Source organism: Pseudomonas japonica (genome assembly GCF_900188455.1).
Lineage (GTDB): Bacteria > Pseudomonadota > Gammaproteobacteria > Pseudomonadales > Pseudomonadaceae > Aquipseudomonas > Aquipseudomonas japonica.
In genome coordinates this window covers 57,905-84,675 of sequence record NZ_FZOL01000010.1, presented here as the reverse complement: position 1 = coordinate 84,675, position 26,771 = coordinate 57,905, and the positions used below count along the sequence as shown (strand labels likewise).

Annotated in this window: 28 protein-coding genes and 1 tRNA gene; 5 read left to right on the top strand and 24 right to left on the bottom strand. The window is 60.7% G+C overall.

Annotated features, from left to right (window positions below; all coding sequences use genetic code 11):
* Positions 1–58: 58 nt before the first annotated feature.
* Positions 59–1,522, bottom strand: coding sequence for a YdgA family protein (locus tag CHB99_RS14200; protein ID WP_042121783.1), 1,464 nt, complete (start codon positions 1,520–1,522; stop codon positions 59–61).
* A 276-nt stretch (positions 1,523–1,798) separates the two neighbouring features.
* Here CHB99_RS14200 and CHB99_RS14195 point away from each other — a divergent pair, with 276 nt between their 5' ends.
* On the top strand, positions 1,799–3,205 hold the full coding sequence (locus tag CHB99_RS14195; RefSeq protein ID WP_084702536.1) for a UDP-glucose dehydrogenase family protein: 1,407 nt from the start codon (positions 1,799–1,801) through the stop codon (positions 3,203–3,205).
* On the opposite strand, the gene CHB99_RS14190 is transcribed toward CHB99_RS14195, so the two are convergent.
* Entirely contained in the window at positions 3,163–4,032 is an 870-nt protein-coding gene (locus tag CHB99_RS14190; protein WP_042121785.1) for an isocitrate lyase/PEP mutase family protein, read from the bottom strand. The genes CHB99_RS14195 and CHB99_RS14190 overlap by 43 nt on opposite strands.
* Positions 4,033–4,498: 466 nt before the next feature.
* Between CHB99_RS14190 and CHB99_RS14185 the strand changes: the two genes are divergently transcribed.
* Both CHB99_RS14185 and CHB99_RS14180 read left to right on the top strand, forming a co-directional pair.
* Positions 4,499–5,491, top strand: a complete 993-nt coding sequence (locus CHB99_RS14185; RefSeq protein WP_377697822.1) for a response regulator — start codon at positions 4,499–4,501, stop codon at positions 5,489–5,491.
* 4 nt (positions 5,492–5,495) lie between these two features.
* Positions 5,496–6,449 carry a GGDEF domain-containing protein gene (locus CHB99_RS14180; RefSeq protein ID WP_042121790.1) on the top strand — a complete coding sequence of 318 codons (954 nt, stop codon included), beginning with the start codon at positions 5,496–5,498 and terminating at the stop codon, positions 6,447–6,449.
* Between the two features lie 95 nt (positions 6,450–6,544).
* Here the strand turns inward: CHB99_RS14180 and pqqA are convergent, their stop codons facing one another.
* The 20 genes from pqqA to CHB99_RS14080 form a co-directional block, all read right to left on the bottom strand.
* Positions 6,545–6,616: a pyrroloquinoline quinone precursor peptide PqqA gene (gene pqqA / locus CHB99_RS14175; protein WP_081941331.1), complete on the bottom strand. Its 72-nt coding sequence runs from the start codon at positions 6,614–6,616 to the stop codon at positions 6,545–6,547.
* Positions 6,617–6,786: 170 nt separating this feature from the next.
* On the bottom strand, positions 6,787–8,793 hold the full coding sequence (locus CHB99_RS14170) for an outer membrane protein assembly factor BamB family protein (RefSeq protein ID WP_042122164.1): 2,007 nt from the start codon (positions 8,791–8,793) through the stop codon (positions 6,787–6,789).
* Positions 8,794–9,407: 614 nt separating this feature from the next.
* Positions 9,408–9,483 (bottom strand) — tRNA-Lys (locus CHB99_RS14165).
* Between the two features lie 61 nt (positions 9,484–9,544).
* Positions 9,545–10,219, bottom strand: coding sequence for a 7-cyano-7-deazaguanine synthase QueC (queC, locus tag CHB99_RS14160; protein WP_042121792.1), 675 nt, complete (start codon positions 10,217–10,219; stop codon positions 9,545–9,547).
* A 14-nt stretch (positions 10,220–10,233) separates the two neighbouring features.
* Positions 10,234–10,881, bottom strand: a complete 648-nt coding sequence (queE, locus tag CHB99_RS14155) for a 7-carboxy-7-deazaguanine synthase QueE (protein ID WP_042122165.1) — start codon at positions 10,879–10,881, stop codon at positions 10,234–10,236.
* Positions 10,882–11,039: 158 nt separating this feature from the next.
* Complete coding sequence (ybgF, locus tag CHB99_RS14150) at positions 11,040–11,864, bottom strand: tol-pal system protein YbgF (RefSeq protein WP_042121794.1); 825 nt, start codon at positions 11,862–11,864, stop codon at positions 11,040–11,042.
* Between the two features lie 6 nt (positions 11,865–11,870).
* Positions 11,871–12,368: a peptidoglycan-associated lipoprotein Pal gene (gene pal / locus CHB99_RS14145; protein WP_042121796.1), complete on the bottom strand. Its 498-nt coding sequence runs from the start codon at positions 12,366–12,368 to the stop codon at positions 11,871–11,873.
* Positions 12,369–12,420: 52 nt separating this feature from the next.
* On the bottom strand, positions 12,421–13,671 hold the full coding sequence (gene tolB / locus CHB99_RS14140; protein WP_245655577.1) for a Tol-Pal system beta propeller repeat protein TolB: 1,251 nt from the start codon (positions 13,669–13,671) through the stop codon (positions 12,421–12,423).
* Between the two features lie 47 nt (positions 13,672–13,718).
* A complete protein-coding gene (gene tolA, locus CHB99_RS14135) occupies positions 13,719–14,807 on the bottom strand; it encodes a cell envelope integrity protein TolA (RefSeq protein WP_042121799.1) in 1,089 nt (362 codons plus the stop codon).
* Entirely contained in the window at positions 14,807–15,259 is a 453-nt protein-coding gene (gene tolR, locus CHB99_RS14130; RefSeq protein ID WP_042121801.1) for a protein TolR, read from the bottom strand. The genes tolA and tolR overlap by 1 nt, the downstream gene beginning before the upstream one ends.
* A 14-nt stretch (positions 15,260–15,273) precedes the next feature.
* Complete coding sequence (gene tolQ / locus CHB99_RS14125; protein ID WP_009402105.1) at positions 15,274–15,969, bottom strand: protein TolQ; 696 nt, start codon at positions 15,967–15,969, stop codon at positions 15,274–15,276.
* Between the two features lie 2 nt (positions 15,970–15,971).
* Positions 15,972–16,427 (bottom strand): tol-pal system-associated acyl-CoA thioesterase, encoded by a 456-nt coding sequence (gene ybgC, locus CHB99_RS14120; protein WP_042121804.1) that lies wholly within the window; start codon positions 16,425–16,427, stop codon positions 15,972–15,974.
* A gap of 125 nt (positions 16,428–16,552) precedes the next feature.
* Entirely contained in the window at positions 16,553–17,608 is a 1,056-nt protein-coding gene (ruvB, locus tag CHB99_RS14115) for a Holliday junction branch migration DNA helicase RuvB (protein WP_042121806.1), read from the bottom strand.
* On the bottom strand, positions 17,609–18,217 hold the full coding sequence (ruvA, locus tag CHB99_RS14110; protein ID WP_042122166.1) for a Holliday junction branch migration protein RuvA: 609 nt from the start codon (positions 18,215–18,217) through the stop codon (positions 17,609–17,611).
* Positions 18,218–18,285: 68 nt separating this feature from the next.
* Positions 18,286–18,810, bottom strand: coding sequence for a crossover junction endodeoxyribonuclease RuvC (ruvC, locus tag CHB99_RS14105; protein WP_042121808.1), 525 nt, complete (start codon positions 18,808–18,810; stop codon positions 18,286–18,288).
* Between the two features lie 102 nt (positions 18,811–18,912).
* Positions 18,913–19,659 carry a YebC/PmpR family DNA-binding transcriptional regulator gene (locus CHB99_RS14100; RefSeq protein WP_042121809.1) on the bottom strand — a complete coding sequence of 249 codons (747 nt, stop codon included), beginning with the start codon at positions 19,657–19,659 and terminating at the stop codon, positions 18,913–18,915.
* Between the two features lie 123 nt (positions 19,660–19,782).
* On the bottom strand, positions 19,783–21,558 hold the full coding sequence (gene aspS / locus CHB99_RS14095) for an aspartate--tRNA ligase (RefSeq protein WP_042122167.1): 1,776 nt from the start codon (positions 21,556–21,558) through the stop codon (positions 19,783–19,785).
* A gap of 95 nt (positions 21,559–21,653) precedes the next feature.
* Entirely contained in the window at positions 21,654–21,869 is a 216-nt protein-coding gene (locus tag CHB99_RS14090) for an FmdB family zinc ribbon protein (protein WP_042121811.1), read from the bottom strand.
* Between the two features lie 100 nt (positions 21,870–21,969).
* The gene (locus CHB99_RS14085; RefSeq protein ID WP_042121813.1) at positions 21,970–22,350 is read right to left on the bottom strand and encodes a ribbon-helix-helix domain-containing protein; all 381 of its coding nucleotides are present in this window, start codon (positions 22,348–22,350) and stop codon (positions 21,970–21,972) included.
* A 261-nt stretch (positions 22,351–22,611) separates the two neighbouring features.
* Complete coding sequence (locus CHB99_RS14080; protein WP_042121815.1) at positions 22,612–23,085, bottom strand: Dps family protein; 474 nt, start codon at positions 23,083–23,085, stop codon at positions 22,612–22,614.
* A gap of 298 nt (positions 23,086–23,383) precedes the next feature.
* Here CHB99_RS14080 and CHB99_RS30335 point away from each other — a divergent pair, with 298 nt between their 5' ends.
* Positions 23,384–23,977, top strand: coding sequence for a cold-shock protein (locus tag CHB99_RS30335; RefSeq protein WP_042121817.1), 594 nt, complete (start codon positions 23,384–23,386; stop codon positions 23,975–23,977).
* A 66-nt stretch (positions 23,978–24,043) separates the two neighbouring features.
* On the opposite strand, the gene CHB99_RS14070 is transcribed toward CHB99_RS30335, so the two are convergent.
* Positions 24,044–24,250 (bottom strand): SlyX family protein, encoded by a 207-nt coding sequence (locus CHB99_RS14070; protein WP_042121819.1) that lies wholly within the window; start codon positions 24,248–24,250, stop codon positions 24,044–24,046.
* Between the two features lie 3 nt (positions 24,251–24,253).
* Positions 24,254–24,679 carry an HIT family protein gene (locus tag CHB99_RS14065; protein ID WP_042121821.1) on the bottom strand — a complete coding sequence of 142 codons (426 nt, stop codon included), beginning with the start codon at positions 24,677–24,679 and terminating at the stop codon, positions 24,254–24,256.
* Between the two features lie 763 nt (positions 24,680–25,442).
* On the opposite strand from CHB99_RS14065, the gene CHB99_RS14060 reads away from it, so the two are divergent.
* On the top strand, positions 25,443–26,741 hold the full coding sequence (locus CHB99_RS14060; RefSeq protein ID WP_042121823.1) for an OprD family porin: 1,299 nt from the start codon (positions 25,443–25,445) through the stop codon (positions 26,739–26,741).
* Positions 26,742–26,771: the final 30 nt, after the last annotated feature.

Sequence of the window (26,771 nt, the reverse complement as noted above, 5' to 3'; positions counted from 1 at the left end):
TTTTTACCCGACAAGGCCAGCGGACGACGCTCGACACGCCCTCCGCCAGCCCCCGTGACTACTGCGCGGCGCCGGAGAATGCCGCGGTGCGCTGCTGAACCAGCTCGGCGAACTGATCGACGGTCATTTTCTGGCCATTGAAGTCCACCTGGCCGTCGGCATACCCCAGACGCATCAGAATATCGTCGCCCTGCACGGTCGCCAGTTGGCTCTGCAGCGCAATCATCCCGACCATTTCTCCGGATGCTGAGGCCTGACGTACCTGCTCGGCATCCAGCCCTTCAAGGGTGGCGCGCAATGCGGCCAGATCGCCGAGCATCGGCTTGGAGAGTTTCAGGTTGGCCTGCATCGACTTCACCGACTCGGCGAAGGCCTGCTCCAGCGGAACTCCCTGCGGGGCCTGGGCGGAGAGGTCCAGATCGATAGCGAAGCGGCTCTCGCCGTTGGCCGTCTTGAACGACAGTTCGTCCAGCGCAACGCGCGGGCCGCCGGCCAGCAATTGCCGAAGCGGCGCCTGCAGTTGCGGATCATCCAGCATCGCCGCGCCGGTATCCGGGGTCAGGCCCAGGGCCATGCTCTCCAGTTGGACAAGGTTCTGCTCATACCACTTCACCAGGCTGCCGACCGCCTCGGGGTTCAGGCGTTCCACGCGCCAGGCCATGCGCGCGCTGCCGATGGGCTTGCCGGCGAAACTGATGTCCGCGAGATTGACCGCCTGCTTCAGGGAAAGCCCGCCCTCCTCGATCCGGTAGACATCACGCTGTTCGAACTTGCCGAAGCGCAGTGATTGATTGTCGCCGAAGGACAAGGTGCTTTCCGCGATATCGACATTCATCGAACCGACGAAGTAGCCGTAGCCGCTCATATTGAAGTCAGTGGACAGCGCCACACCCTTCAGGGTGACACTCGTCGGGCCCTCGCCGCCGCTGGCCATCGCCACCCGCTCCAACTCGCCCCGCAGACGCAGGCCCTCGCCCTGCAGAGCCGAGTCCATATGCAGGGTCAGCCCGGAGAACGACAGGGAGAAGCCATCCTCGTCACTGACTTCGAAGGGCATCACCCGCAGCTCGTTGCGGATCGCCCCGCCGTAACCGACGCTCATGCTGCCTTGCAGTGGCGCCTGTTCACCGGCGGCGGCGAACCAGGGGGCGCTGTCATCGGTCTTTTCCAGCGCGTAGCTGCTCGCCGCCATCACCGGCAGCAATTGCAGGCGCTTGACCCGTGACCAGGGAAACGGACCGTGCTCCAGGTGATCACTGAAATCGAGCTGCACATGCTCGCCCTCGCCCCCCTCGAGCGTGACCCGATAACGGGCATCGCTGCTGAATACACCGGACTCCAGGGACAACAGTTCCACCTTGCCCGTGCCGCTGCCACTCAGGGCTGCCGTCAACTGTCGGTTGGACTGGGCGAGCGAGGTTTCGAGCACCTCGGGCAACTGCTTGCCGGTGTACCACGCCACCGCGCTGCAGGCCGCCGCGCCCACTACGACCAACCCGCCGATAACTAGTGCTTTCTTCATGAAGTGATCCGGATGCTGTCCCTGATGTGGATGGTCGGCACTCCCGCCGGGGCTTGCCGGGGAGCGAGATTACCACCGTCGGCCGCGGCGGTTGCGCCGGATTGGCCATTTACGGGTGAGACCGGTCGACAACGCCTGTAATCCTCGTCCATTTATCTGGCAGGCCATTGCCAGACAAATGCTCATACAACTGTCATCGGACACTGACATGTTGCAGGACATGCCCCTCTCTGAGTGGCGGGAGGAACCGCATCGGCCTGATAACGGAGCTTCGCGATGAAACTTGCAGTGTTTGGTACCGGTTATGTCGGCCTGACCCTGGCCGCCTGCCTTGCCGAGGTTGGTCACTCGGTGTGCTGCGTCGATGTCGACGCTGATCGCGTGGCGAGCCTGTCCAGAGGCCTGTGTCCGCTCTTCGAACCGGGCCTGCCCGTGCTTCTGAAAAAGGGACTGGCCAGCGCCCACCTGCAGTTCACCACCGACGCGGCGCGGGCCATCGAGACCGCCACGGTGATCTTCATCGCGGTCGGCACCCCTTCCCTGCCTGATGGCAGCGCTGACCTGAGCCAGGTTTTCGCGGTAGTCGACAGCATCGTCCGACATGCGGAAGGGAACAAGATCATCGTCAACAAGTCCACTTCGCCCGTGGGCACCGTGGATGCGATCAAACAGCGCCTGGCCCGCAACGACACCAGCCTGGCCAGCCGCCTGGAAGTGGTCAGCAACCCGGAATTCCTCAAGGAGGGCTCGGCGGTCCTCGACTGCATGCGCCCGGACCGCATCCTGATCGGCGGCGCCAGTCCGGCCACCCTGAACCTGCTGCGCGACCTGTTCGCGCCGTTCAGCCGCAATCACGACAAGTTCATCGCCATGGACGCGCGCAGCGCCGAACTGGCCAAGTACGCGGCCAACTGCATGCTGGCGACGAAGATCTCGTTCATGAACGAAATGGCCAACCTGGCCGAACACCTGGGTGCGGACATCGAGGCGGTGCGCCGCGGCATCGGTTCCGATCCCCGCATCGGCTACGACTTCATCTACGCCGGCTGCGGTTTTGGCGGCTCGTGCTTCCCCAAGGATCTCTCGGCCCTGCAGCGCGTTGCCGAGCAGCACGAATACCAACCGCGCCTGCTGCAGGCGGTGGAGGCGATCAACCAACGGCAGAAGCACCGCCTGTTCGAGAAGATCCTCGACCATTACGACGGCGACCTGGCCGGCAAGACCTTTGCCGTGTGGGGACTGGCGTTCAAGCCGAATACCGACGACATGCGCGAGGCCTCGAGCCTGGTTCTGCTCCGCGCGCTATGGCTAGCCGGCGCGACAGTACGGGCGTTCGACCCACAGGCGCGCGACGAAGCCCGCCGCCTGTTCGGCGAGCGCAAGGACCTGTGCTTGCTGGACAACAAGGAAGAGACGCTGATCGGTGCCAATGCGCTGGTGATCGTCACCGAGTGGCAGGACTTCCGCGTTCTGGACTGCGAAACCGTCAGCCAGCAACTGCTCGACGGCGTGCTGTTCGACGGACGCAATCTGTTCGAACCGGCGCAGATGGCCGCCGCGGGCCTGACCTACTACAGCATCGGGCGGCCGGTGCCGGAACGCACGGAGGCGCCCCGACAGCAGCGGGATGATGAAAAGGCTTACTCGTTGACGTCCATGAACTCACGCGCCCAGACGATGTAGTCATTGGGTTGGGTGTAGGTGTGAGTCAGCTCCGTCGCGCTCAGGTCGGAGGCGGAGCTGGTGATCCGGCGTTGCTCGCGCAGGCAGTCGTAGGTGGCCTTGATCGCAGCGAAGTAGGCGCCATGGCCATCCACGGCAATACGCACCCCCAGCTCGGCCAGGCGCACGTCGTCGTGCAACTGCGGATTGCCGTAGGTCACCAGCATCAACGGCACGGTCAGGTGGGCGGCGATCTCTTCGAGGTGGGCGAAGTCACGCACGCCAACCATGCATACCCCGTCGGCACCGGCATTCTGATAAGCCACGGCGCGGGCGATGACTTCTTCGGTAGGAATGGCCGCGGCATTGGTCCGGGCAATGATCACCAGTTCGGGATCGACACGGGCCTCCAGGGCCGCGCGAACCTTGCCCACCCCTTCCTCGATGCTGATCAGGTCGGTGGACTTGCGTCCGAACTGGGCCGGCAGCAGGGTGTCCTCGATGGTCAGGGCGGACACCCCGGCGCGCTCCAGTTCGATCACCGTGCGCATCACGTTCAGCGCGTTGCCGTAGCCATGGTCGGCGTCGGCGATGAAAGGCAACTGGGCGACGCGACCGATGCGAGTCGCCTGCTCGGCGAACTCACTCAGGGTGATCAGGGCAAAATCCGGTGCTGCAAGTACCTGTAGCGACGCCACCGAGCCCCCGAGGATACCGACTTCGAAACCGAGGTCGGCGGCGATACGCGCGGACATCGGATCGAACACCGAAGCGGTGTGGTAACAGCGAGGGGAAGCAAGGAGTTTACGAAACGCACGGCGCAGTTCTTGGTGGGACGCTTTAGGCATGATCAATTCACTATTTCGACTTCATTCTGCAGGCGAACATACCATTGCTTGATGTCGCTCTGACAGCAGCAAAGGTCTCGTTCCGACAAATAGACGAAACGTTTCATCTGGCAAGGCTGAAGGATTGCGAAGGATCAGGGTTTCCCTGAGCGCAGGTCTCGCACTGGAGGCTGTCAGGACGATGCCGTTCGTGCACGCGAAAACGCCAACTCAAGCCAATCCGCGAAATTGCGCAAAGCAAAATTTTGCAGATTTCATCAAAAATTCGCGAAATGAGTACGAACTGTGCATGACATTGTGCATCGACAGCGACTCAGCATTCACCTGATGGCCAGATCAGGGAAAACCGTAGCGAATCCGTTTGCGTACTCAGCGTTTCCCTTAGTCAAGTAAGCGTAGATTTTGTGCGGCTATGGCATAATGAAATCATCCCGCAACTCCAGACAACGAGCCGTGACCTGTGTCAGTGACTACCTTAACCGTCTGTGACGATTCCACCGTTGCCCGCAAGCAGGTCCTGCGCGCACTGCCAGCCGACTGGCCGGTGTCGATCACCGAGGCCAGCGATGGCCAGCAATGCATGGAGGCTGTTCGCAAGGGCCTGGGCCAGGTCGTCGTGCTCGACCTGAACATGCCGGAAATGGATGGCTATCAGGTCCTGCACGCGCTGCGCGAAGAAGGGCTGAAGAGCAATGTCATCGTCATCTCCGGCGACGTGCAGCAGGAAGCATTGCGGCGGGTACAGGAACTCGGCGCCCTCGCGTTCCTGAAAAAGCCCTTCGACCAGGCCGAACTGCGCCAGACCCTGGAGCGCCTGGGCCTGTTCAACCTGGCTGGACATGCGGCGCAGAGTCATCGCCCACAGACCAGCGCCCACGTCACCTTCAACGAGGTGTTCCGCGAGACGGTCAACGTCGCCATGGGGCGGGCTGCGGCGCTGATCGCCGAGGTGCTCGGAGTCTTCGTCCAGTTACCGGTGCCGAACGTCAATGTCCTGGAGGTCGGCGAACTGCACATGGCCCTGGCCGACGCCGGGCGCTGCAAGCAACTGACCGCGGTGTGCCAGGGCTTCATTGGCGGGGGTATCGCCGGCGAGGCGCTGCTGATGTTCCACGACTCGGAAATCGCCGAGATGGCGCGCCTGATGAAGCACCAGAGCAGCCAGTCCTCCGACCTGGAAATGCTCCTGGACCTGTCCAGCATCCTCATCGGCGCCTGCCTGAGCAGCATCGCCGAGCAGGTCGATGTGGTGTTCTCGCAATGCCACCCGCAGATCCTCGGCCAGCACGCCGGTATCGAGGAGCTTATCCGGGTCAACCAGCGGCGCTGGAAGAAGACCCTGGCGGTAGAGATCAGCTACAGGCTGGAAGGCCACGACATCAGCTTCGACCTGCTGCTGCTGTTCACCGAAGACTCCATCGAACGACTGACCCATAAACTCGCGTACCTGATGAACTGAGCCCATGAACAAACCCATTGATCTGACCGAGTTCCACTGGCTGCTGGCGATCGTGCAGAGCATCGATGTCGGCGTGGTGGTGCTCGATCGCGACCATTGCGTCCAGGTCTGGAACACCTTCATGGAGAACCGTTCCGGGGTCCCGCCCAGGGACGCCCACAACCAGTCGTTCTTCAGCCTGTTTCCGGAAGTCAACGTCGACTGGTTCCGGCGCAAGCTGGACAGCGTGGCGACCCTGGGCACGGCAGCGTTCACGGTATGGGAGCAACGCCCCTATCTGGTGCGATTCAAGAACTACCAGCCAATCACCGGGCAGGAAGATTTCATGTACCAGAACACCACGCTGTTCCCGCTGCGCTCGACCGACAGCAGCATCAGCCACTTCTGCCTGGTGATCTACGATGTGACCGATGTCGCGACCAACCGGCACATGCTGCAGTCGGCCAACGCGCAGTTGCAGAAGCTGTCCAGCACCGACCGCCTGACCGGCCTGTACAACCGCGGGCACTGGGAAGACAGCCTCAAGGTCGCCTACGCCCGCCATCAGCGCCACGGCAATCACACCAGCCTGGTGATGTTCGACATCGATCACTTCAAGCGCATCAACGACACCTACGGGCACCAGGCGGGCGACAAGGTCATCGAGCAGGTCGCGGCGATGCTGCGCCAGTACGTGCGCGATACCGACGTGGCAGGACGTTATGGCGGCGAAGAATTCGGCGTGGTGCTGTCGGATACCGACAAGCATGGCGCGGTAGCCTTTGCCGAGCGCCTGCGCAAGGCGATCGAGAACCTGGAGGTGGTGCATGAAGGACAAAGCATCCGCTTTACCATCAGCCTCGGCGTCGCCGATCTCAGCCAGCCCTCGGACAGCCATGCCGATCTGATCGCCTGGGCCGACCAGGCGCTGTATGCCTCGAAGAAAGGTGGGCGCAACCAGGTTTCGATCCACCCGTGAGCAGGCGCCGTCCGTATATGACCCTCGGCGTGCTCCTGGAAAGGATGCCAGCTGGCAGGGGCTGAGCAGCCCCTGCCGTGGCGATGTTGCGAGTATCAGCGGTTGGCGAAGTACATGGTCACTTCAAATCCAATGCGCAGGTCGGTGAAGCTGGGTTTTGTCCACATGGCACGAGTTCTCCCGGTTGTTTTATTGATCATTGATTTGACCGCGACTGGCGGTCTGATTGCTCGCCCTTTTCCCTCATTGCGGTCGATGCTTCGCCGCGGTGAAGCGGCTGAATGACTGCCAGCGCCAGCGACGCACCTCCTTGTGCGCCACTGAAACGGAAGGTGTTTCAGCGAGTCCCCTCTACCGGCCCCTTGCCCTCATGGGCATCCCAGGCCTGATTGATCAGGTAGGCAAAGATTGCCTTGAGCTGATCATCGCTGAAGTCCGCAAAAGCTGGCATTCCACCGCCGCCTTTGGACAGCAGGCCCTGACGCACGACAGATTCGAAGAATTCATAGCTCGGTGGCGGGGCGTAAATGAGGTTGGGCACACGCCCGCCTGCAGCATTGCCGTGCAAGCCATGGCACTCGATACAAGCACTGCCCTCGAACAACTGCTTTCCAATCGCCGTCATTTCTTCAGGCTGCCGGGGCGTGAGAGGAGCAGGCACTTTCTGCAATTGTGCGAAGGGCGGGTACTCTTTTGTGCCGCCAACCTTGAACGCCAGCAGACGCGGCGTGGTCCTGGCCCTGGGTGCGGAAGCGGAGTCCGAGTTCAGAGAACCTGTCGCTGCCGCCGTGCCGGTACCGGTCGCCAACAGAACGTATTGCTCCCCGTCGACCATGACTGTCGACGGCGCTGCCCGCACCGCCCCACCGATCTCATGACTCCACAACGTCTTGCCCGTCGCATCATCCAGGACCTGCAGGCGCCCGTCTCCCGTGCCCTGGAACACCAGGCCACCAGCGGTGTGCAGCAAGCCGCCGTTGGTAGGCATCGGCAAGCGCGAGCGCCACTTCACGGCATTCTTGCGCACGTCCCAGGCAACGGTTTCACCATAGGTTTCGTATTTGCCATCGGCAGAACGCTGGACAGGTTCGAACGACTGGCCACCGAGCGCGGAATCAGGATCATCCTTGACCAGCGTCGGCTGAGACATTGCCGGGATGAATACCGTCTCGTCGTCCGGATTGAAGGCTAACGCCTCCCAACCATGCGCACCCAGGCCATTGGGGAGCTGCATATAACTCTTGCTGGAATTCAGCCAGTACTGCCCTTCTGGCCGCATGACAGGGCGACCGTTGGCATCCAACCCGGAAGCCCACTCCATTGGCACATATGCCCCGCCGGAAATGAACTTGCCGGTCTGCGCATCCAGTGCATACGCGAAGCCGCTCTTCGGTACGCTCAGCACCACCCTCTTCGATTGCCCTGCCACGGTAATGTTGGCAACCATGATGCCGACGCTGGAGTCATAGTTCCAAGCGTCTTGAGGCGTCTGCTTGAAATGCCATTTGTATTCGCCAGTGCTGGCGTCCAGGGCGACGATGGAGTTGGTAAAAAGCTCATCGCCCGCCTCTTCGCCACGTTTCGACGGATCGAACGGTGCGGGTCCACCGACGCCTACATAGAGCAGATTGAGCTGCGGATCATAGGTCATGGCATCCCAGGCACTGCCGCATCCGTGAGACTTCGAGTACCAATCCTTCCCCCAGGTTTTGGCAGCGTTCTCATACAACGCCGACTGAGGCTTCGAGGGATCGTCGGGAACCGTGTAGAAGCGCCAACGGTGATCGCCACTCTTCTCGTCGAAGGCATCTACATAACCGCGAGTCATCCCGGTGTCGAGACAGGCGTTGCCGGTAAAGACCAGACCGTTACCCACACGCGGCGCAGCAGTGATGGCGTACATATCCGCCGAGTCGCACGACGTTGCTTCCCAGACTTTCTTTCCGGTGCGCTGGTCGACGGCGATCAAACGACAGTCTCCCGAGGCGATGATGACATTGCTTCCACTCAAGGCTACGCCGCGATTGAATCGGCGTCCCCAGTACCCTGCGAAAGACGAGCCTTGCTGCGCATTGTCATCCTGGAAGTTCCAGATCAGCTTGCCGGTTTTTACATCGTTGGCAATTATCTGGCCGTTGGGTGCCCCTTGAAAGACGATGCCATCCTTGATCAATGGGTTGCCCACCAGACCGTCGCTGACAGGCAAGTCCACCCACCAGGCCAGGCCCAGGGAAGCGACGGTTTCCTTGTCGATCGATTTCAACTCGGAGGAATGCTGCATCTCGCTGGAGTTCCCAAGGAACTCCCAGTTCGTATTGGCTTTTTGAGACGGCTGGTCATTCATCCCGCAACCAGCAATGGAAACCAACAGCGAAGCTATGATTATTGTTCTCATATTTGCCCTCTACAAATACCCACACCAAGGCCGGGAAATATTTTTGCGTTATCCGTCACTGCATCAGTGGTTCGCCGAGTCAATCGACAGATACTTCATGCGCTCAATTGACTTCGTCGTAAGCGTCAGTCCGCCAGCAAGGTGAAAATGCCCATTTCACCCCTCAATCAGAAGAAAACGATCAAATGACTTGATCAATTGATCACATCCCAGGCTGATCATTTGACCAGCAATGGCAACGTCACGCTACAGAAATTTTTAGCCCTTACAAATCAACGGGATACAGTACATACCGGCGCTGATGTAGCACCGCTGCAGCTTATGGAGGGGGGGGAGTGAGTACTTCGGTGAGATCGAGTGAGCTGCCCGACAGGCCTGCTACTGACGGCCATCCGAGTGGACAAAGGAGCAACGAGACTCTCTGAAGCGAAGAGCGGACCGTACCGCCTGATCGTGCGAGGCAGGAATTTGTGGAGCGCAAGAACGAAAAAGCCCGCTGACCGTTGCCGGTAGCGGGCTATTTCATTCTGCTGTGAACCTGGATTCACAGCAGACCTTGCATATGGTGGGTCGTGTAGGATTCGAACCTACGACCAATTGGTTAAAAGCCAACTGCTCTACCAACTGAGCTAACGACCCGTTGGATGGCGCGTATAATACTGATTTCTAACAGGAAATCAACACCCCATCGCAAAATAATTCAAAAATATCGGGTCGGGTCCTGCACACCGGCCGCCGCGAAGCCTTCCGCACGCAGACGGCAGCTGTCGCACTTGCCACAGGCACGGCCGTCATCGTCCGCCTGATAGCAGGAAACCGTGAGGCTGTAGTCGACCCCACGCGCCATTCCGGCCTGGACGATCTGTGCCTTGCTCAGATTCTGCAATGGCGCCTGAATGCGGAACCCCTGCCCTTCCACCCCGGCCTTGGTCGCCAGATTGGCCATGCGCTCGAAAGCCTCGACGAACTCCGGACGGCAGTCCGGGTAGCCGGAGTAGTCGACCGCATTCACACCGATGAAGATGTCCCGCGCCTCCAGAACCTCGGCCCAGCCCAGAGCCAGCGAGAGGAACACGGTATTGCGTGCCGGGACGTAGGTCACCGGAATGCCTTCACTGGGCGCTTCCGGCACGTCGATGCTGCTGTCGGTCAACGCCGAGCCACCGATACCGTCGAGATTCAGGCCAATGACCTTGTGCTCCACCACACCCAGGTCGCGGGCGACCCGCGCCGCCGCGTTCAGCTCGGCACGATGGCGCTGGCCGTAGTCAAAGCTCATGGTGTAGCAGCTGTAGCCTTCGCCCTTGGCCATGGCCACAACGGTGGCCGAATCCAGGCCGCCGGACAACAGGATTACCGCGCGTTTCTCAGTCATTGCTCAAGCTCCTCTCAGCGTCCCGGTTCGTCGTTCCAGAGCAGTTTGTGCAACTGCATCTGCAAGCGAACCGGCAGGTTGTCGGCGACGATCCAGTCAGCCAGATCGGTGGCGTTCAATTGGTGGTGGCTAGGCGAAAACAGTACTTCGCCAGCGCGCTTGTCGAGGCCGTACTGAATCAGTTTGGACACCGCCCAGTCGTAATCCTCGCGGGAGCAGAGGACGAACTTGACCTGGTCGTTGGGCGTCAGCAGCTCGATGTTCTCGTAGCGGTTGCGATGAACCTCGGCGGAGCCCGGTGTCTTCAGGTCAACCACGCGACTGACGCGGGTGTCGACGGCCGAGATGTCGATCGACCCGCTGGTTTCCAGGGAAACGTCGTAGCCGGCGTCGCAGAGCCGCTGCAGCAGAGGAATGGCATTCGGTTGGGCCAGTGGCTCGCCACCGGTCACGCACACGTAGCGCGGTCGGTAGCTGGCGACCTGTTCGAGGATCGAGTCGAGGGTGCGGATCGTCCCGCCGTTGAAGGCATAGGCGCTGTCGCAATATTGGCAGCGCAGCGGGCAGCCGGTGAGGCGCACGAATACCGTGGGCAGGCCAGCGGTGCGCGTTTCACCCTGCAGAGAGTAAAAGACTTCGGTGATGCGTAATGTGTCTTGCATGGTCGCCACGGGCGTGACAGCGATACAGGCCGTCCGCCTCCGTCAGGCACCGTCGCGAACTCGACATAGCGTTATTCGCGACAGCGTTTCAATAAAAAGGGCGCAGATTCTAACGAAAAAACCCGCGACAGGCGCGGGTTTCTTTCAAAGCGTGCGAATCAGAGCTTCTGCAGGTCGCGCTGAGCCAGTTGCGCGGCAGAGGTACCAGGGTACTGGGTGACCACTTGCTGCAGGATACCCTTGACCCGGTCGGTATGACCCAGGCGACGCTCCACGTCGGCCAGCTTGTACAGCGAATCAGGGACCTTGTTGTGCTTCGGATACAGCTGGCTGACCTTGGCGAAGGCCTGGCCAGCGCCTTGCAGGTCGCCTTTGGCCAGGTTCACTTCACCCAGCCAGTACTGGGCGTTGCCGGCGTACTGGCTGTTCGGATACTTGCGCAGGAAGGCGTTGAACGCCTGGGCGGCCTTGTCGAAATCCTTGGCCTTGATCAGGTCGAAGGCTGCGTCGTAATACAGCTTTTCCTTCGCCGGATCGCCCGGTTCACTGCTCGCCGCGGGCGGGTTGGCCGGCGCTGCGGTATTGCCGGCGGCCGGTGCTGGAGCACCACCGTCAGCGGAATTCTCGGGGGTTGCGGACGGTGCTGGTGCAGCGCCGCTGGAGATACGCCGATCCAGGTCCTGGTAACGCTCCAGGCCTTCCTGTTTCAGGCGGGATACTTCGTTCTGCAGGATCTCGATGGTGTTCTGCTGCCGATCGATCTGTTCCTGCATCTGTTGCAACTGCATGAAAAGCTGGCCCTGCGCCGAGGCAGGGGTCGAGACCCCTCCCCCGGCGTAGGCGCCGTTCGTACCGTAACCTGCCGGTGGATAACTGCTTGCGCCGTTATATCCAGCATTGTCATCGACAACAGGAACCTCGGCCGCTGCCATGAGAGGCAGGGCGAGAGCCAGGACGGTTACAGCACGACGGCACGCTCGCATATCGAATTACTTACGCAGTTCGACGCGACGGTTTTGAGCCCAGGACTGCTCGTCGTTGCCGGTGGCAACTGGACGCTCTTCGCCGTAGGAAACCAGTTCCAGCTGAGCTGGGGAAACACCTTGCAGCACCAGGTAGCGCTGAACGGCCTTGGCACGACGCTCGCCCAGAGCCATGTTGTACTCGCGAGTACCGCGCTCGTCGGTGTTGCCTTCCAGAACGACGCGAGCGCCGTTGCCTTTCAGGTCCTTGGCGTGAACGTCCAGAGCGCGCATGGCTTCTGGCTTCAGGTCCGAGCTGTCGTATTCGAAGTAGAAGGTGGTGATTGCGCGCAGAGCAGCTTCTTCGCTCAGGCTGCCGTCGACAGCACCGGTGTTGGCGCCGTAGCCAGCGTTCGGATCAACAGCGCCTTCGCCAGCGTTGTCACCGCCTTTCGAGGAGCAACCTACAGCTACGGCCATGGCCAGAGCCAGCGCAGCAAACTTACCAAACTTCAGCATTTCCATCGTGAAACTCCTAATGAACCCCAGTGTGTTAAGTAAAACGTGTATCGCCGCATCAGTTCAGGTAAGGGGACCAGGACGGTTCTCTGACTTCGCCTTGAGCGGTAGGAAGCGGGAGCCTCACGCGTCCATTGAGAGAGACGAGCATCAAGACTCCCCGGCCCTGCTGGCGGGTGGCGTAGATTAGCATGGTGCCGTTGGGCGCGACAGTGGGAGACTCATCAAGGTTGGTGTCCGAGAGAATCTTTACACTGCCCCGTTGCAGATCTTGCGCGGCAACTTTGAAGTTGGTGAAACCTTCCTGGCGATGAATCATTACCAGGGTCTTTTCATCCGCGGAAAGTTTCGGGTTGGCGTTGTAGTTGCCGACGAAAGTCACACGCTCGGCACCGCCGCTGCCAATGCTGGTCTTGTAGATCTGCGGTTTGCCGCCACGGTCCGACGTGAAGTACAGGGTCGAACCATCCTTGCCGAAGAACGGCTCGGTATCGATGGCCGGGCTGTTGGTCACGCGGGTCATCTGGCGCGAGCCCATGTCCATCACGTAGATCTCCGGGTTGCCATCGCGGGACAGCACGAACGCCAGGCGGTTGCCATCAGGCGACCAGGCTGGAGCACCGTTCAGGCCCTCGAAGTTGGTGATCTGCTCGCGGCGACCGGTATCGATGTGCTGGACGAAGATACGAGGGCGACGCTGCTCGAAGGACACATAGGCGATGCGCTTGCCATCCGGCGCGAAACGTGGCGACAGGATAGGCTCGCGAGATTGCAGCAAGGTTACCGCGCGAGCACCGTCGTAGTCAGACCGCTGCAAGGTGTAACGAGTGCTGTTGGTGGAGAAGCGTTCGGCGGTCACGTACAGCATGCGGGTAGAGAACGCGCCCTTGATGCCGGTGAGCTTTTCGAACGACTGGTCGGCGATGAAGTGCGACATGTCGCGCAGTTGATCGACGGTGCCGGACACGCTGCCGGTCAGCACCTGCTGCTCGGTGGCGACGTTGAACAGCGCGTACTGCACCTGCAGGCGGCCGCCGGACGGCACGATGCTGCCAACCATGATGTACTGGGCACCCAGCGCCTTCCAGTCGCGGAAGATCACTTCGCTGGCCTGGCTTGGCAGGCTGATCATGTTCTGCCGCGGGATCGGCGCGTAGTAACCGGAGTTGCGCAGGTCATTGCCGATGATGTCGGCCATGTCCTCGGGCAGCACGCTGCCGCCCTGCAGACCGAACGGCACGACCGCGATCGGTGCCGCGCGGTCGCTGCCGCTGGTCACCAGGATGTTCTTTTCTTCCGCGTTGGCCATCCCTGCTGCACAGCAGAGAACGACCAGCAGTCCTCTAAGAAGGTTAATCACAAGGCTAGGTCCTCAGGTGTGAATGTCATCTTGAATGAACGATACGGAGCGAAGTCGCTCGGTTTCAAACCCTGCATCTCGGTCAAGCGGCCAATGCCCTTGACTGCCGCCACGGCGGAGCTGTCGAACGGACCGTCACCACTGGAGCGTGCAACGCTGACGTTGGTGATGGTGCCATCCGGCAACATGTTGATCTGCAGGACCACGGTCATGTTCTTGCGCGCTGAAGGAGGTCGCGCCCAGCCTTCGGCCGCACGGGCACGAATCAGGTCGTCGAAGTCACCGGCGACCTGGTCGCCCTGCTCATCCGCCAATGCCTGCTGGCGCTCGGTGGTGTCGGACAGCAGCTCGGCCAGGGCCTGGGCCTTCTTGTCTTCCGCCGCCTTGCGAGCTGCTTCGGTAGCCTTTTTCTTGGCTGCGTCGGCTGCCGCCTTCTTCTTCGCTTCTTCAGCTGCCTTCTTCTTCGCCTCTTCGGCGGCAGCCGCTTTCTTCTTGGCATCCTCGGCCGCTTTCTTCTTCGCGTCCTCGGCCGCCTGTTTCTTGGCTTCTTCAGCCGCCTGCTTCTTGGCCTCTTCTTCAGCCTTCTTCTTGGCTTCTTCCTCGGCCTTTTTCTTGGCGATATCGGCCAGTTGCTTCTCTTCAGCCTTCTTCGCTTCCTCGGCTTTCTTCGCCGCATCGGCTTTCTTGGCTTCTTCAGCCGCCTTCGCCGCCTCGGCCTTCTTCGCTTCCGCAGCCTCGCGAGCTTCCTCGGCTTTTTGAGCCGCCTCTTCTTTCTTTTGTTCCGCTGCCTTCACCGCTTCCTGCTTCTGCTGCTCGACCTTCTTCTGCTCCATCTGCTCTTCTTCGGTCTGGCGCGAAGCGGTCTTCTTCGCTTCCCCGGCAATCTTCTGATTGGTCTGGGTGGTCGCCTGACTCTTGGACTTCAGCTGGTACAGGGTTGCCTGGACAATAGGCTTGGCCGGCGGCAGCTCAGGCGTCATGGCGAAGCTGACGAACAGCATGCCGAACACCAGGAGGTGCAGCGCAATGGCCCAGATGCTGGGCCAGAAGTAGCTTTCCGAGGCGGATGGCTCTCGCTGTTGCATCAGGGCGCCTCGGTAATCAGGCCAACGTTACCGACACCGGCCTTCTGCAACCCGCCCATGGCGCCCATGACCGCGCCGTAGTCGACGGACTTGTCGCCACGGATGAAGACCTGGGTCTGTTTGCCCTGATCGCGACCGGCGGCGATGATCTTGGTCACCGCGTCGGTCATTTGCGGCAAGGTCATGGCCTTGTCCATCTGCTTGTCGGTGTCGACTTCGCTGCCGAGGTTCCAGTAGTAGGTCTTGTCGGCCTTGATCGAAATGGTCAGGACCTGGACGTTGTTGTCCTGCGGCAAGGCCTCGCTGGAAACCTTGGGCAGGTCGACCTTCACGCCCTGGTTGAGCATGGGTGCGGTGACCATGAAGATGACCAGCAGTACCAACATCACGTCGATGTAGGGCACCACGTTCATCTCGGCGACCGGCTTGCGTTTTTGGCGAACTCGGGCCATGGGCTTCTACCTGATCACTCTTCGCTGGTGTGCACTTTACGGTGCAGGATGGCCTGGAACTCGTCGGCGAACGTGTAGTAACGACCGATCAGCACTTCACTGCGGGCGGAGAAGCGGTTGTAGGCGATAACCGCCGGAATCGCGGCGAACAGACCGATCGCCGTGGCGATCAGCGCTTCGGCGATACCCGGGGCGACGGTGGCCAGGGTAGCCTGCTGCGCGCTCGCCAGACCGCGGAAGGAGTTCATGATGCCCCACACGGTACCGAACAGACCGATGTACGGGCTGGTGGAACCGACGGTAGCCAGGAACGGCAGGCTCTGTTCGAGCTTTTCTTCCTCGCGGGAGATGGCGACGCGCATGGCACGACCGACACCTTCCATCACGGCATCAGGGTCGACGCCAGGCTGCTGACGCAGACGGGAAAACTCCTTGAAACCGGCCCGGAAGACCTGCTCGACACCCGAGTCTGGGTCCGGGTTGCTGCCAGCCTGGCGGTACAGCTTGGACAGGTCGATACCCGACCAGAAGCGCTCTTCGAAGCTGTCCAGGGCACGACGACCGGCGCGCAGCATGGTGCTGCGCTGAAAGATCATGATCCATGAAGTCACCGATGCGGCAACCAGCGCCAGCATGACCAGCTGCACCACGATGCTGGCATTGCTGACCAGGCTCCACATGGAGGTATGGTCGACGACGTTAGCTTCCACGCTTAATCTCCTGCGTTTGTATGTATGCCCGGGCTGCCCGCCTCGATGAAGGCCGCTCGCAGCTCGGAGGGAATAGCCCGGGGTTTGAAAGTATCGGCGCGCACACAGGCCACCAGGAACTGCCCTTCGCAGAGCAGCGTTGCATCACTTTCGCGCCACACCTGCTGCACGAAGCGCAGGCTGGCACGATTCAATTCAAGCACTTGCGCGGTCACCCGCAATTCGTCGTCCAGACGGGCCGGCGCGTGATAGCGCGCTTCGGCGGAATGGACCACGAACAGGGTATTCTGCTGAGCCAGCGTCGACTGGACAAAGCCCAGGTCGCGCAGCCTTTCGGTGCGGGCGCGCTCCATGAATTTCAGATAATTGACGTAATACACCACGCCGCCCGCATCGGTGTCCTCGTAATAGACACGAAAACGATGTGCGAACGGTTCAAGCCCATTTTGCGCGCGCATACTCTAGTGCTAACTCCTCAGCTTGCCAATCCGCCCCGCCAACTGTTTTTAACGGATTATGTCGTATTGCCAGCGCAGTCGATCGCAGTCCGCCGATAGGACCACAAAAGTGCCGATTAGATCTGTCATTCATCGCTCAAATCGGAAAATTCACTGCTACCAGATGATTCATTCATTCGCATAGGAATATTCAGACCGAAATGCAGATATGCATGACGGGTCACTACCCTGCCCCGCGGTGTACGCATGATGTAACCCTGCTGGATCAGATAAGGCTCCAGCACATCCTCGATGGTATGGCGTTCCTCGCTGATGGCCGCGGCCAGGTTGTCGACGCCCACCGGGCCACCGTCGAACTTTTCGATCATGGTCAGCAGCAGCCGCCTGTCCTGATGATCGAAACCACGTTCATCGACATCCAGCAGGTTCAACGCCATGTCCGCCACGCCCTTGGTGATCTCGCCCTTGCCCCGCACCTCGGCGTAGTCGCGCACCCGGCGCAGCAGGCGGTTGGCGATCCGCGGCGTACCCCGGGCACGCCGGGCGATCTCGAAAGCCCCCTCATCCTCGATGGGCAGACCGAGAATTCCCCCGGAGCGGCTGACGATGGTCGCCAGGTCGGCGTTGTTGTAGAACTCCAGACGCTGGACGATACCGAAGCGGTCACGCAGCGGGTTGGTCAGCATGCCAGCACGAGTGGTGGCACCGACCAGGGTGAAGGGCGGCAGATCCAGCTTGATCGAGCGCGCCGCCGGCCCTTCGCCGATCATGATGTCCAACTGGAAGTCCTCCATGGCTGGATAGAGAACCTCCTCGACCACCGGCGAAAGGCGATGGATCTCATCGATGAACAGGACGTCATGGGGTTCGAGATTGGTCAGCAGCGCGGCCAGGTCACCCGGACGCTCGAGAATGGGACCGGACGTGCTCTTGATCGATACGCCCATTTCCTGGGCGATGATATTGGCCAGCGTGGTCTTGCCCAGCCCCGGCGGCCCGAAGATCAGGGTGTGATCGAGGGATTCGCCACGACCACGGGCAGCCTGTATGAACAAGGCCATCTGCTCGCGCACCACCGGCTGACCGATGTATTCGGCCAGGCGCAGCGGACGGATCGCCCGGTCCTGGACTTCTTCACGGTCACGGCCGGTTGCGGTTATCAAACGGTCAGCTTCGATCACTTAAATCATCCCTTTCAGGCTGCGCCTGATCAGCTCTTCGCTGCTCAGGCCCTTGGCATCCACGGCAGCCACCGCACGGCTGGCCTCCTGGGGTTTATAGCCCAGGGAAATCAGGGCACTGACCGCATCGGCCTCGGCGGTGGAAACGGTCGGCAGCGGTGTCGGCCCGTTCGGTACCAGCTGGAACATGCTTGGCACAGTTTCCCAGGCCTTGAAACGATCCTTGAGTTCGACCAGCAGACGTTCGGCGGTCTTCTTGCCGACGCCAGGGACCTTGACCAGAGCCGAGGTGTCCTGGGCCTGAACACAGCGCACCAGTTCGTCGACCTCCAGGCCGGACATCAGCGCCAGCGCCAGTTTCGGGCCCACGCCATTGAGCCGGATCAGTTCGCGGAACAGCTCTCGCTCGCGCTTCTCGTGGAAGCCATACAGCAGGTGGGCATCCTCGCGCACTATCAGATGGGTGTGCAAGGTCACCGCCTGCCCCACCGCGGGCAGACGATACAGCGTGGTCATCGGCACTTCCAGCTCATAGCCGAGGCCATTGATGTCGATAATCAGGTGCGGCGGTTGCTTTTCAGCCAGCGTGCCGCGCAAACGTCCAATCACGTTCAGGTCCTTTCTCATGAGCGCCGGCTGGAGGCCAGTCGGCACATTCATATAAAGCAGGGATGCTATCAGAGACGCAGACGTCCGTTGCGACTGCGCGCGACTCCCAGACCATGAGGCACCAGGCTGGAGCGGGTATGGGCATGGCACAGAGCGATAGCCAGGGCATCCGAGGCATCGATCTGCGGCTTCTGGGTCAGCTTTAGCAAATGCATGACCATCATCTGCACCGCCTCCTTGTTGGCCCCGCCACTGCCCGCCACGGCCTGCTTGACCTGACTGGCGGTGTACTCGGCGATTTCCAGCCCGGCCTCGGCCGCGGCGACGATGGCCGCTCCACGCGCCTGGCCGAGCTTGAGCGCCGAGTCGGGGTTGCGTGCCATGAACACCCGCTCGATGCCCATGGTCACCGGGCCGTGCAAGCGAATGATCTCGCTCACGCCACGAAAAACGATCTGCAAGCGCTCATGCAGCTCGCCGCTGCCAGTGCGGATGCACCCCGAAGCCACGTACTCGCAGCCGCGCCCGTTGTGGCGAACCACGCCGTAGCCGGTTATCCGCGAACCGGGGTCGATACCAAGAATCAGAGTCATAACGCCTGCGCGACAAAGGGCGCGTCACCGCGCCGTGTTGCAAATACAAAAGCCGGCCCCGCCTGGAGACGGGACCGGCCTCGGACAAACCGGAGAAACAACTCAGCCGAGCTTTTCCATGACCTCGTCAGGAATTTCAGCATTGGAATAGACGTTTTGCACGTCATCCAGGTCTTCCAGCATGTCGATCAGCTTCAATACCTTCTGCGCGCCGTCCAGATCCAGCTCGGCGCTGGTGGTCGGCTGCATGACGATTTCCGCGTCGGCGGCCTTGAAACCCGCAGCCTCCAGGGCCGCGCGCACAGCATAGAAACTGGCGAACGAGGTGAACACGTCGAACGAGCCGTCGCCATTGCTGACCACGTCGTCGGCATCGGCTTCCATCGCCGCTTCCATGAGTGCATCTTCATCGACGCCTTCGGCGAAGCTGATCTGACCCTTGCGCTCGAACAGGTAGGCCACGGAACCGTCGGTACCCAGGTTGCCACCGCACTTGCTGAAGGCATGACGCACGGCTGCGGCGGTGCGGTTGCGGTTGTCGGTCATGGCTTCGACCATGATCGCCACGCCACCAGGGCCGTAACCCTCGTAGCTCAGTTCCTCGACGTTGTCCGCCTCGGCGGTGCCGGCACCGCGGGCAATGGCGCGCTCGATGATGTCGCGGCTCATGTTGGCGCCCAGCGCCTTGTCCAGCGCCAGGCGCAGGCGCGGGTTGGAGCCCGGATCGCCACCGCCCTGCTTGGCGGCGACGGTCAGCTCACGAATCCACTTGGTGAAGATCTTGCCTCTCTTGGCATCCTGGCGCTCTTTGCGGTGCTTGATGTTCGCCCACTTGGAATGGCCCGCCATAACTGACTCCAAAAATCCTTGAAACAAAATCACGCGCCCTCCCGCCTCGATGCGGGAAGGCACAATCAAATCCGGTGCCTCAAAGCAAAGGCGCATCCCGTGGGATGCGCCTTGTCGGTCCGCTTACTCAGCCTTCTGCTGTTCACGCAGACGGATGTGCAACTCGCGCAGAGCCTTGGCATCGACCAGGCCAGGAGCCTGGGTCATGACGCACGCGGCGCTCTGGGTTTTCGGGAAGGCGATCACTTCACGGATCGACTGGGCGCCGGTCATCAGCATGACCAGGCGATCCAGACCGAAGGCCAGGCCACCGTGAGGCGGCGCACCGAACTTCAGCGCGTCGAGCAGGAAGCCGAACTTCTCTTCCTGCTCCGCTGCCTCGATGCCCAGCAGACGGAAGACTGCCTGTTGCATTTCCTTGCGGTGGATACGGATCGAACCGCCACCCAGCTCGGTACCGTTGAGGACCATGTCGTAGGCACGGGACAGGGCGGTGGCCGGGTTGGCCTCCAGCTCTTCCGGGGTGCACTTCGGCGCGGTGAACGGGTGGTGCAGCGCGGTGAAGCTGCCGTCGTCGTTTTCCTCGAACATCGGGAAGTCGACGACCCACATCGGCGCCCACTCGCAGGTGTACAGGTTGAAATCGCCACCCAGCTTGATACGCAGCGCGCCCAGGGCCTCGCTGACGATCTTGGCCTTGTCGGCACCGAAGAAGACGATGTCGCCGTCGACCGCGCCGACGCGATCGAGGATCACGTTCAGGTTGGCTTCCGGAATGTTCTTGACGATCGGCGACTGCAGACCTTCGACGCCCTTGGCGCGCTCGTTGACCTTGATGTACGCCAGGCCCTTGGCACCGTAGATGCCGACGAACTTGGTGTACTCGTCGATCTTGCTGCGCGGCATGCTCGCGCCGCCCGGCAGACGCAGGGCGGTGACGCGGCACTTGGGATCGTTGGCGGGACCTGCGAAGACCTTGAAGTCGACGTCCTTGAGCTGGTCGGCAACATCCACCAGTTCCAGCGGGATACGCAGGTCAGGCTTGTCGGAACCGTAGCGGCGCATGGCTTCTTCGAAGGTCATGTGCGGGAACTCGCCGAACTCCAGGTCCAGGACTTCCTTGAACAGCTTGCGGATCATGCTCTCGGTCAGGCCGATGATCTCGGACTCGTCGAGGAAGCTGGTCTCGATGTCGATCTGGGTGAATTCCGGCTGGCGGTCGGCACGCAGGTCTTCGTCGCGGAAGCACTTGGCGATCTGGTAGTAGCGGTCGAAGCCAGCGACCATCAGCAGTTGCTTGAACAGCTGTGGCGATTGCGGCAGGGCGAAGAAGCTGCCGGCGTGGGTACGGCTCGGCACCAGGTAATCGCGGGCGCCTTCCGGAGTGGCGCGCGTCAGGATCGGGGTTTCGACATCGAGGAAGCCGTTCTCGTCGAGGAAGCGACGGATGCTCGAAGTGATGCGCGAACGCAGACGCAGCTTGTCGGCCATTTCCGGACGACGCAGGTCGATAAAGCGGTAGCGCAGGCGAGTTTCCTCACCGACGTCGGAGAATTCGTTCAGCGGGAACGGCGGGGTTTCAGCTTCGTTCAGCACTTCCAGCTCATAGCCCAGCACTTCGATGCCGCCGGAAGCCATGTTCGGGTTGACCGCACCAGCAGGACGCAGACGTACCCGGCCGGTGATCTTCACCACGTATTCGCTGCGCACGCGGTCGGCGGCGGCGAAACTGTCGGCGCGATCCGGGTCGAACACGACCTGGGCCATGCCTTCGCGGTCACGGATGTCGAGGAAGATCACCCCGCCGTGGTCGCGACGACGATGGACCCAGCCGCAAAGGGTGATTTCCTGACCGTCCAGGCTCTCGTTCAGTTGGCCGCAATAGTGGCTGCGCATCATGATGGTGGTTTCGCTTCTCGTCATTCGTGAATTCGGTTTAGGCCGTGGCGGCCCGAAAGGGTCAATAGTGCAAGACCCGGGCAGTGCAGTTCAACTCAGTCGCCGCTGCCAGCCAGATTCTTTTTCGCGCCGGTCTTGAAATCGGTTTCGTACCAACCCTTGCCGCTCAGGCGAAAACCGGGGGCGGACAGGACCTTTTTCAGTTCGGGCTGCTGGCAGGCCGGGCAATCGGTCAGCGGCGCCGCGCTGATCTTCTGCAGAACTTCCATCTGGTGGCTGCAGGAAGCACATTGATAGTCGTACAGAGGCATGAGGCGTTTCTCGTCGATCCCGTGCGGGCCACGCCGCACAGTAAAAGGCGAGATTATATATGGTTAACCGGGGCTGTGCAGCCCGCAGCGCGCCCGCGCATCACCAACGGTTGTCGGTAAAAGCCGTCTGTTGCGCGTCATCCGGCTCTTCATTGCCTTGCGCGCCGCCATTCATCAGAAAGACCACGCAGATCACCCGTACCAGGCCGCTGAAGTTCTTCACCCCGCCATGACGCAGGTGAACCTCTCGATCGACATGGGACAGCACCGAGTTGACCGTGCAGCCATTGGCCTGGGCGATCCGCTCCAGCACCGCCCAGTAGATGTTTTCCAGGCGCAGGCAGGTGGCGAAGCCATTCAGCCGCACCGAGCGCGACAGAGGCTGGGCAAGTTTCATGTTGAAGTCCGATTCGAACGGATCGATATCGATCGTCCGCGGATCGCCAACCTTGGGCACGCTCCGATTCAAGGGTCGAGACATTGCAACACCACGCAGCAAGACAGAGGGATGAACGCATGCGGACTCACTTCGCACGCCCCTGCCATGAAGCGCCGATGCGCTAGCCGACACCAGCAGACACCCGCACTCTTGGCGTAGGATTGATCGACAATCCAGACCTCATCGGATAACCCCTGAAAACACTTCCAGGCCTCGACAAACCTGACCTGCAGCCACAAAAAAGCCCGACCGCTCCTTGAAGAGGCCGGGCTTTGCACATTCTCCTGGTGCGTCAGCGACGCATCATTTGCCTTCCAGAAGCACGCGCAGCATCCACGCAGTCTTCTCGTGAACCTGCATGCGCTGGGTCAGCAAGTCGGCGGTAGGCTCATCGCTGACCTTGTCGGTCAGCGGGAACAGGCTGCGAGCAGTACGCACCACGGCTTCCTGACCTTCGACCAGGTATTTGATCATGTCGTCCGAGCTCGGCACGCCCTCGGTTTCCTTGATGGACGCCAGGCGCAGGTACTCGGCGTAGGTACCTGGCGCCGGGAAGCCCAGTGCACGGATGCGCTCGGCGATGGAATCGACCGCCAGCGCCAGTTCGTTGTACTGCTCCTCGAACATCAGGTGCAGGGTACGGAAACTCGGACCGGTAACGTTCCAGTGAAAGTTGTGCGTCTTGAGGTAGAGCACGTAGGTATCGGCAAGCAGGCGGGACAGGCCGTCGGCAATGGACTTGCGATCTTCTTGACTGATTCCGATATCGATTGCCATGCAAAAATTCCTTCCTAGGGTTTTCGATTCAACAGCTCTGCCATCACTGTATCAAGAGTTTTCCACACATGCAGCCCAAAGCCCGCGACACAGTGCTGCAGGCCGTGCGTACCGGGCGTCCCGCTGATTTGAGAAGCCTCCGGCTTTGCGGTTAAATAGACGGCGTGCCGCCATGGCTGATCGTCAGCGCCATGGCGCATAGGCTGGAACCCCCACCCTTTTGCACCTTTTTCATGCACGTGCGCCGTGGGACCAGCTCTTCCTGTGATCCGCCTAATAAGATGCGAGCCAAACCATCATGTTCAAGATCGTCCACCTCCTGACGGGCGCAGCGGCCTTGCTGCTGTCCTTCATACCCAGCCTCCGCGCTGACGTGACACCCTACCTGCAGCAACACGATGCCATCTACCTGGCACTCTTCGGCCTGGCCAATCTGGTCCTCGCGCCTGTCGTTCCGCAGTACTACAAAGGCGCCCGCCAATTCCTGCAGGTCGCCGCCAGCATGCTGCTGGTCCTGACCGTGGTGCTGCAGGCACTGGCCCTGCTGGCGCTCCCGGAGATGGGTAGCCTGGCCGCGCTGATCGCCGCCCTGTTCGCCGCGGTGCTGCACCTGATCGCCGGGTTCATGAAACCGGCCAAGGCCCGCAACAGCGCCAGCACCACCAGCTACGACATGGGCAAACGCGATACCGGCACCGTGAAGTGGTTCAACACCTCCAAGGGTTTCGGTTTCATTTCCCGCGACTCCGGCGACGATATCTTCGTGCATTTCCGCGCCATTCGTGGCGAAGGTCACCGTGTGCTGGTCGAAGGCCAGCGCGTGGAGTTTTCGGTGATGAACCGGGACAAGGGCCTGCAGGCCGAAGACGTGATCGCCGCTCCGCGCCGCTGACAGCCAGCACGAAAAAGCCGCGCAACCCAACCCGGGTTAGCGCGGCTTTTTTTCGTGTGCGAAATATCAGTAATGCGGCGGAGGCGCCTCGTCTTCGCTTGCCTCGTACTGCCCCATCACTTCTTCATAGCGCTTGAGCAGAGCCGCCATCTGCTGCTTCAGGCGCTCCACCACCCGCTGCTGCTCCACCAGCACATCGTTCAACGCCGTCAAGGTGTCGTCCTGAAACGCCAGGCGACTTTCCAATTCCATTACCCGATCTTCGAGACTCATGACTCATGCCTCCACGAACTGGAAGTCGTCACCGAGCATCGCGGCGACACGTCGGCGTACCTCATCCAGTTGATCAGCGGAATATTCAATTGCAGGTTTCGCCCCCCAGACCGGAGCTGGCCAGGCGGCATCGTCACGCCGACGAACAATCACATGCATATGTAACTGGCTGACCACATTACCCAGGGCGGCGACGTTCATTTTATCGGCGGCAAAACATTTCTTGAGGGTTTCACTCAGGAACTGGGTTTCGCGCCAAAGTTGCTGGCGATCAGTGTCATCCAATTGAAATATTTCACTGATATCGGCGCGCCGCGGAACAAGAATGAACCAGGGATAGTTAGCATCCTTACTAAGTAATAGCCGGCAAAGAGGAAAATCTCCCAATACGAAGGTGTCTTGTACAAGGCGTGAATCCAAAGCAAACACGGGGCAATCTCCTCATCGATCAATGCGGCCCACCACGGCAGACCCTGGCAAGCAGGATACTCCGATCACGACAGACCAGCACCGCCGAGCCGCCCGAAGCACCGAAAAGGAGCTCCAGTTCCCCGTGCTGCCTTCGTTTCAGCCCGTGTTTTCGGCCCCCGGTAACAAAATGCTACTTTCCGCACCAAAATGGCGCTCGACGAACCGTGCGGGAGCGTCGGATATCCGCAAACTACCCACTCAGAGCCTTGCAGCGGTAACGTCCTGACTCGAAAGTCGGCTTTTCGCTTATTCCAGAAAAACACCGACGAAAGAGCGGAGCGATCTTTCACCCCCGGTTTTTCGGCAATTTTCCCGACTGACCGGCAACAAAAGTGAAAAATTCGTCAACGCGATCTACAGTTGAGCACGCTTGTTGCATCACTCCGGTCCATGGTCGGCACGCCATCTGCATAGGCAAGTGAAGTGCGACAAATTGCACCAGCCGCACGGGTAACCATGGAGTTTGGGAATCAAGGCGTTAGATTCCTCCAAAACAGCGCTGGAGTTGTACGAACCGTCTGATACGGAACGTGATTTGCGACATGGATATAACTATTTGCGACGTGACCATAAAGTTAACGAAAGGTTCCACTCGCAAGTATCGCTAATGACAGTCAGCGTGATATACATTTCCGCCGACTCAAACAAGAAAGAGCAGCCCCAATAAAAAAACCAGGTGGGGCAGCAGCAATCTTCCTAAAAACCAAAGGAGCAAATCACGATGCGCGTGATGAAGTGGAGCATGATCGCCCTGGCCGTAGCCGCCGGGACCTCGCAACTGGCTGTAGCGTCCTCGCAAGAAGAATCCAAGGGTTTCGTCGAAGACAGCACCCTGAACGTGAAAACCCGTGCCATGTACATGAACCGTGACTACAAGCACGGTGCCGGCAACATCGCTACCCCCTTCACCGCCAGCGGCTACAAGAGCGGTTATCGTGAAGACAGCGGCGCATCGCTGCTGGGTACCTTCGAGTCCGGCTTCACCCAGGGCACCGTCGGCGTCGGCGTCGACGTCATCGCGATGGGCTCCGTCCGCTTCGATGGTGGCGAAGGCCGCCAAGGCAACGGTCTGTTCCGTTCCGACAGCGATGGCAAGCCAGAAGACTCCCAGGGCAAGGCCGGCGCAGCGGCCAAGTTCCGCATCTCCGACACCGTACTGAAAGTAGGTGACCAATTCGTCGCCAGCCCGGTTTTCGCGACCGACGACAGCCGCCTGCTGCCTGAACTGGCGCGCGGCACCTTGATCACCAGCAAGGAAATCAAGGGCCTGGAACTGAGCGCAGGTCGCTTCACCTCGCTGAGCTCGCAGACCGGCATGGGCCATGACAGCATCAATGGCAAGCACACCCCCGGCCTGACCTCCGCCAACATCGCTGGCGCCACTTACGCCTTCACTGACAACTTCACCGGCACCATCGCCGCGTCGGACGTCGAAGACTACTTCAAGAAGCAATACGTCAACCTGAACCTGACCGTTCCGGTAGACGACAAACAGTCTCTGAACTTCGACTTCAACGCCTACCGCACCAAAGACCAGGGTGAAGCCCTGTACGGCGAGCAGGACAACAAGATCTGGAGCCTTGCAGCAGCCTACAGCCTGGAAGGTCACAAGTTCACCGTGGCCTACCAGCGCAACAGCGGTGACACCGGTTACAACTACGGTGTCGACGGCAACGGTACCATCTTCGTAGCCAACTCCATTCAGATCTCCGACTTCGTCGGTCAGGAAGAGAAATCCTGGCAGGCTCGTTACGACCTGAACATGTCGTCCTACGGCGTCCCAGGCCTGAGCTTCATGACTCGCTATGTCTACGGTGACAACATCGAGACCGCTGCCGGCGAAGGCAAAGAACACGAGTGGAACCTGGAGAGCAAGTACGTTCTGCAGGAAGGCCCGGCGAAAGACCTGTCCTTCCGCGTTCGCTACGCTGTCTACCGCTCCAACGAGGCGTACTCCGGCTACTCCGCCGACCTCAACGACCTGCGCCTGATCGTCGAGTACCCGCTGAGCATCCTGTAAGCCCTACGGCCCGCAGACCTCAGTACGAAG

Excerpts from the sequence above, each read along its gene's own strand:
- CHB99_RS14060 (WP_042121823.1), top strand. The coding sequence starts at position 25,443 with ATGCGCGTGATGAAGTGGAGCATGATCGCCCTGGCCGTAGCCGCCGGG.
- pal (WP_042121796.1), bottom strand. The coding sequence starts at position 12,368 with ATGGAAATGCTGAAGTTTGGTAAGTTTGCTGCGCTGGCTCTGGCCATG.
- aspS (WP_042122167.1), bottom strand. The coding sequence starts at position 21,558 with ATGATGCGCAGCCACTATTGCGGCCAACTGAACGAGAGCCTGGACGGT.
- CHB99_RS30335 (WP_042121817.1), top strand. The coding sequence starts at position 23,384 with ATGTTCAAGATCGTCCACCTCCTGACGGGCGCAGCGGCCTTGCTGCTG.
- ybgC (WP_042121804.1), bottom strand. The coding sequence starts at position 16,427 with ATGCGCGCGCAAAATGGGCTTGAACCGTTCGCACATCGTTTTCGTGTC.
- CHB99_RS14200 (WP_042121783.1), bottom strand. The coding sequence starts at position 1,522 with ATGAAGAAAGCACTAGTTATCGGCGGGTTGGTCGTAGTGGGCGCGGCG.
- tolA (WP_042121799.1), bottom strand. The coding sequence starts at position 14,807 with ATGCAACAGCGAGAGCCATCCGCCTCGGAAAGCTACTTCTGGCCCAGC.
- queC (WP_042121792.1), bottom strand. The coding sequence starts at position 10,219 with ATGACTGAGAAACGCGCGGTAATCCTGTTGTCCGGCGGCCTGGATTCG.
- CHB99_RS14085 (WP_042121813.1), bottom strand. The coding sequence starts at position 22,350 with ATGTCTCGACCCTTGAATCGGAGCGTGCCCAAGGTTGGCGATCCGCGG.
- CHB99_RS14195 (WP_084702536.1), top strand. The coding sequence starts at position 1,799 with ATGAAACTTGCAGTGTTTGGTACCGGTTATGTCGGCCTGACCCTGGCC.
- CHB99_RS14180 (WP_042121790.1), top strand. The coding sequence starts at position 5,496 with ATGAACAAACCCATTGATCTGACCGAGTTCCACTGGCTGCTGGCGATC.
- CHB99_RS14170 (WP_042122164.1), bottom strand. The coding sequence starts at position 8,793 with ATGAATGACCAGCCGTCTCAAAAAGCCAATACGAACTGGGAGTTCCTT.
- CHB99_RS14070 (WP_042121819.1), bottom strand. The coding sequence starts at position 24,250 with ATGAGTCTCGAAGATCGGGTAATGGAATTGGAAAGTCGCCTGGCGTTT.
- CHB99_RS14190 (WP_042121785.1), bottom strand. The coding sequence starts at position 4,032 with ATGCCTAAAGCGTCCCACCAAGAACTGCGCCGTGCGTTTCGTAAACTC.
- tolB (WP_245655577.1), bottom strand. The coding sequence starts at position 13,671 with ATGGCCAACGCGGAAGAAAAGAACATCCTGGTGACCAGCGGCAGCGAC.
- CHB99_RS14090 (WP_042121811.1), bottom strand. The coding sequence starts at position 21,869 with ATGCCTCTGTACGACTATCAATGTGCTTCCTGCAGCCACCAGATGGAA.
- ybgF (WP_042121794.1), bottom strand. The coding sequence starts at position 11,864 with ATGCGAGCGTGCCGTCGTGCTGTAACCGTCCTGGCTCTCGCCCTGCCT.
- CHB99_RS14080 (WP_042121815.1), bottom strand. The coding sequence starts at position 23,085 with ATGGCAATCGATATCGGAATCAGTCAAGAAGATCGCAAGTCCATTGCC.
- queE (WP_042122165.1), bottom strand. The coding sequence starts at position 10,881 with ATGCAAGACACATTACGCATCACCGAAGTCTTTTACTCTCTGCAGGGT.
- ruvC (WP_042121808.1), bottom strand. The coding sequence starts at position 18,810 with ATGACTCTGATTCTTGGTATCGACCCCGGTTCGCGGATAACCGGCTAC.
- CHB99_RS14100 (WP_042121809.1), bottom strand. The coding sequence starts at position 19,659 with ATGGCGGGCCATTCCAAGTGGGCGAACATCAAGCACCGCAAAGAGCGC.
- tolR (WP_042121801.1), bottom strand. The coding sequence starts at position 15,259 with ATGGCCCGAGTTCGCCAAAAACGCAAGCCGGTCGCCGAGATGAACGTG.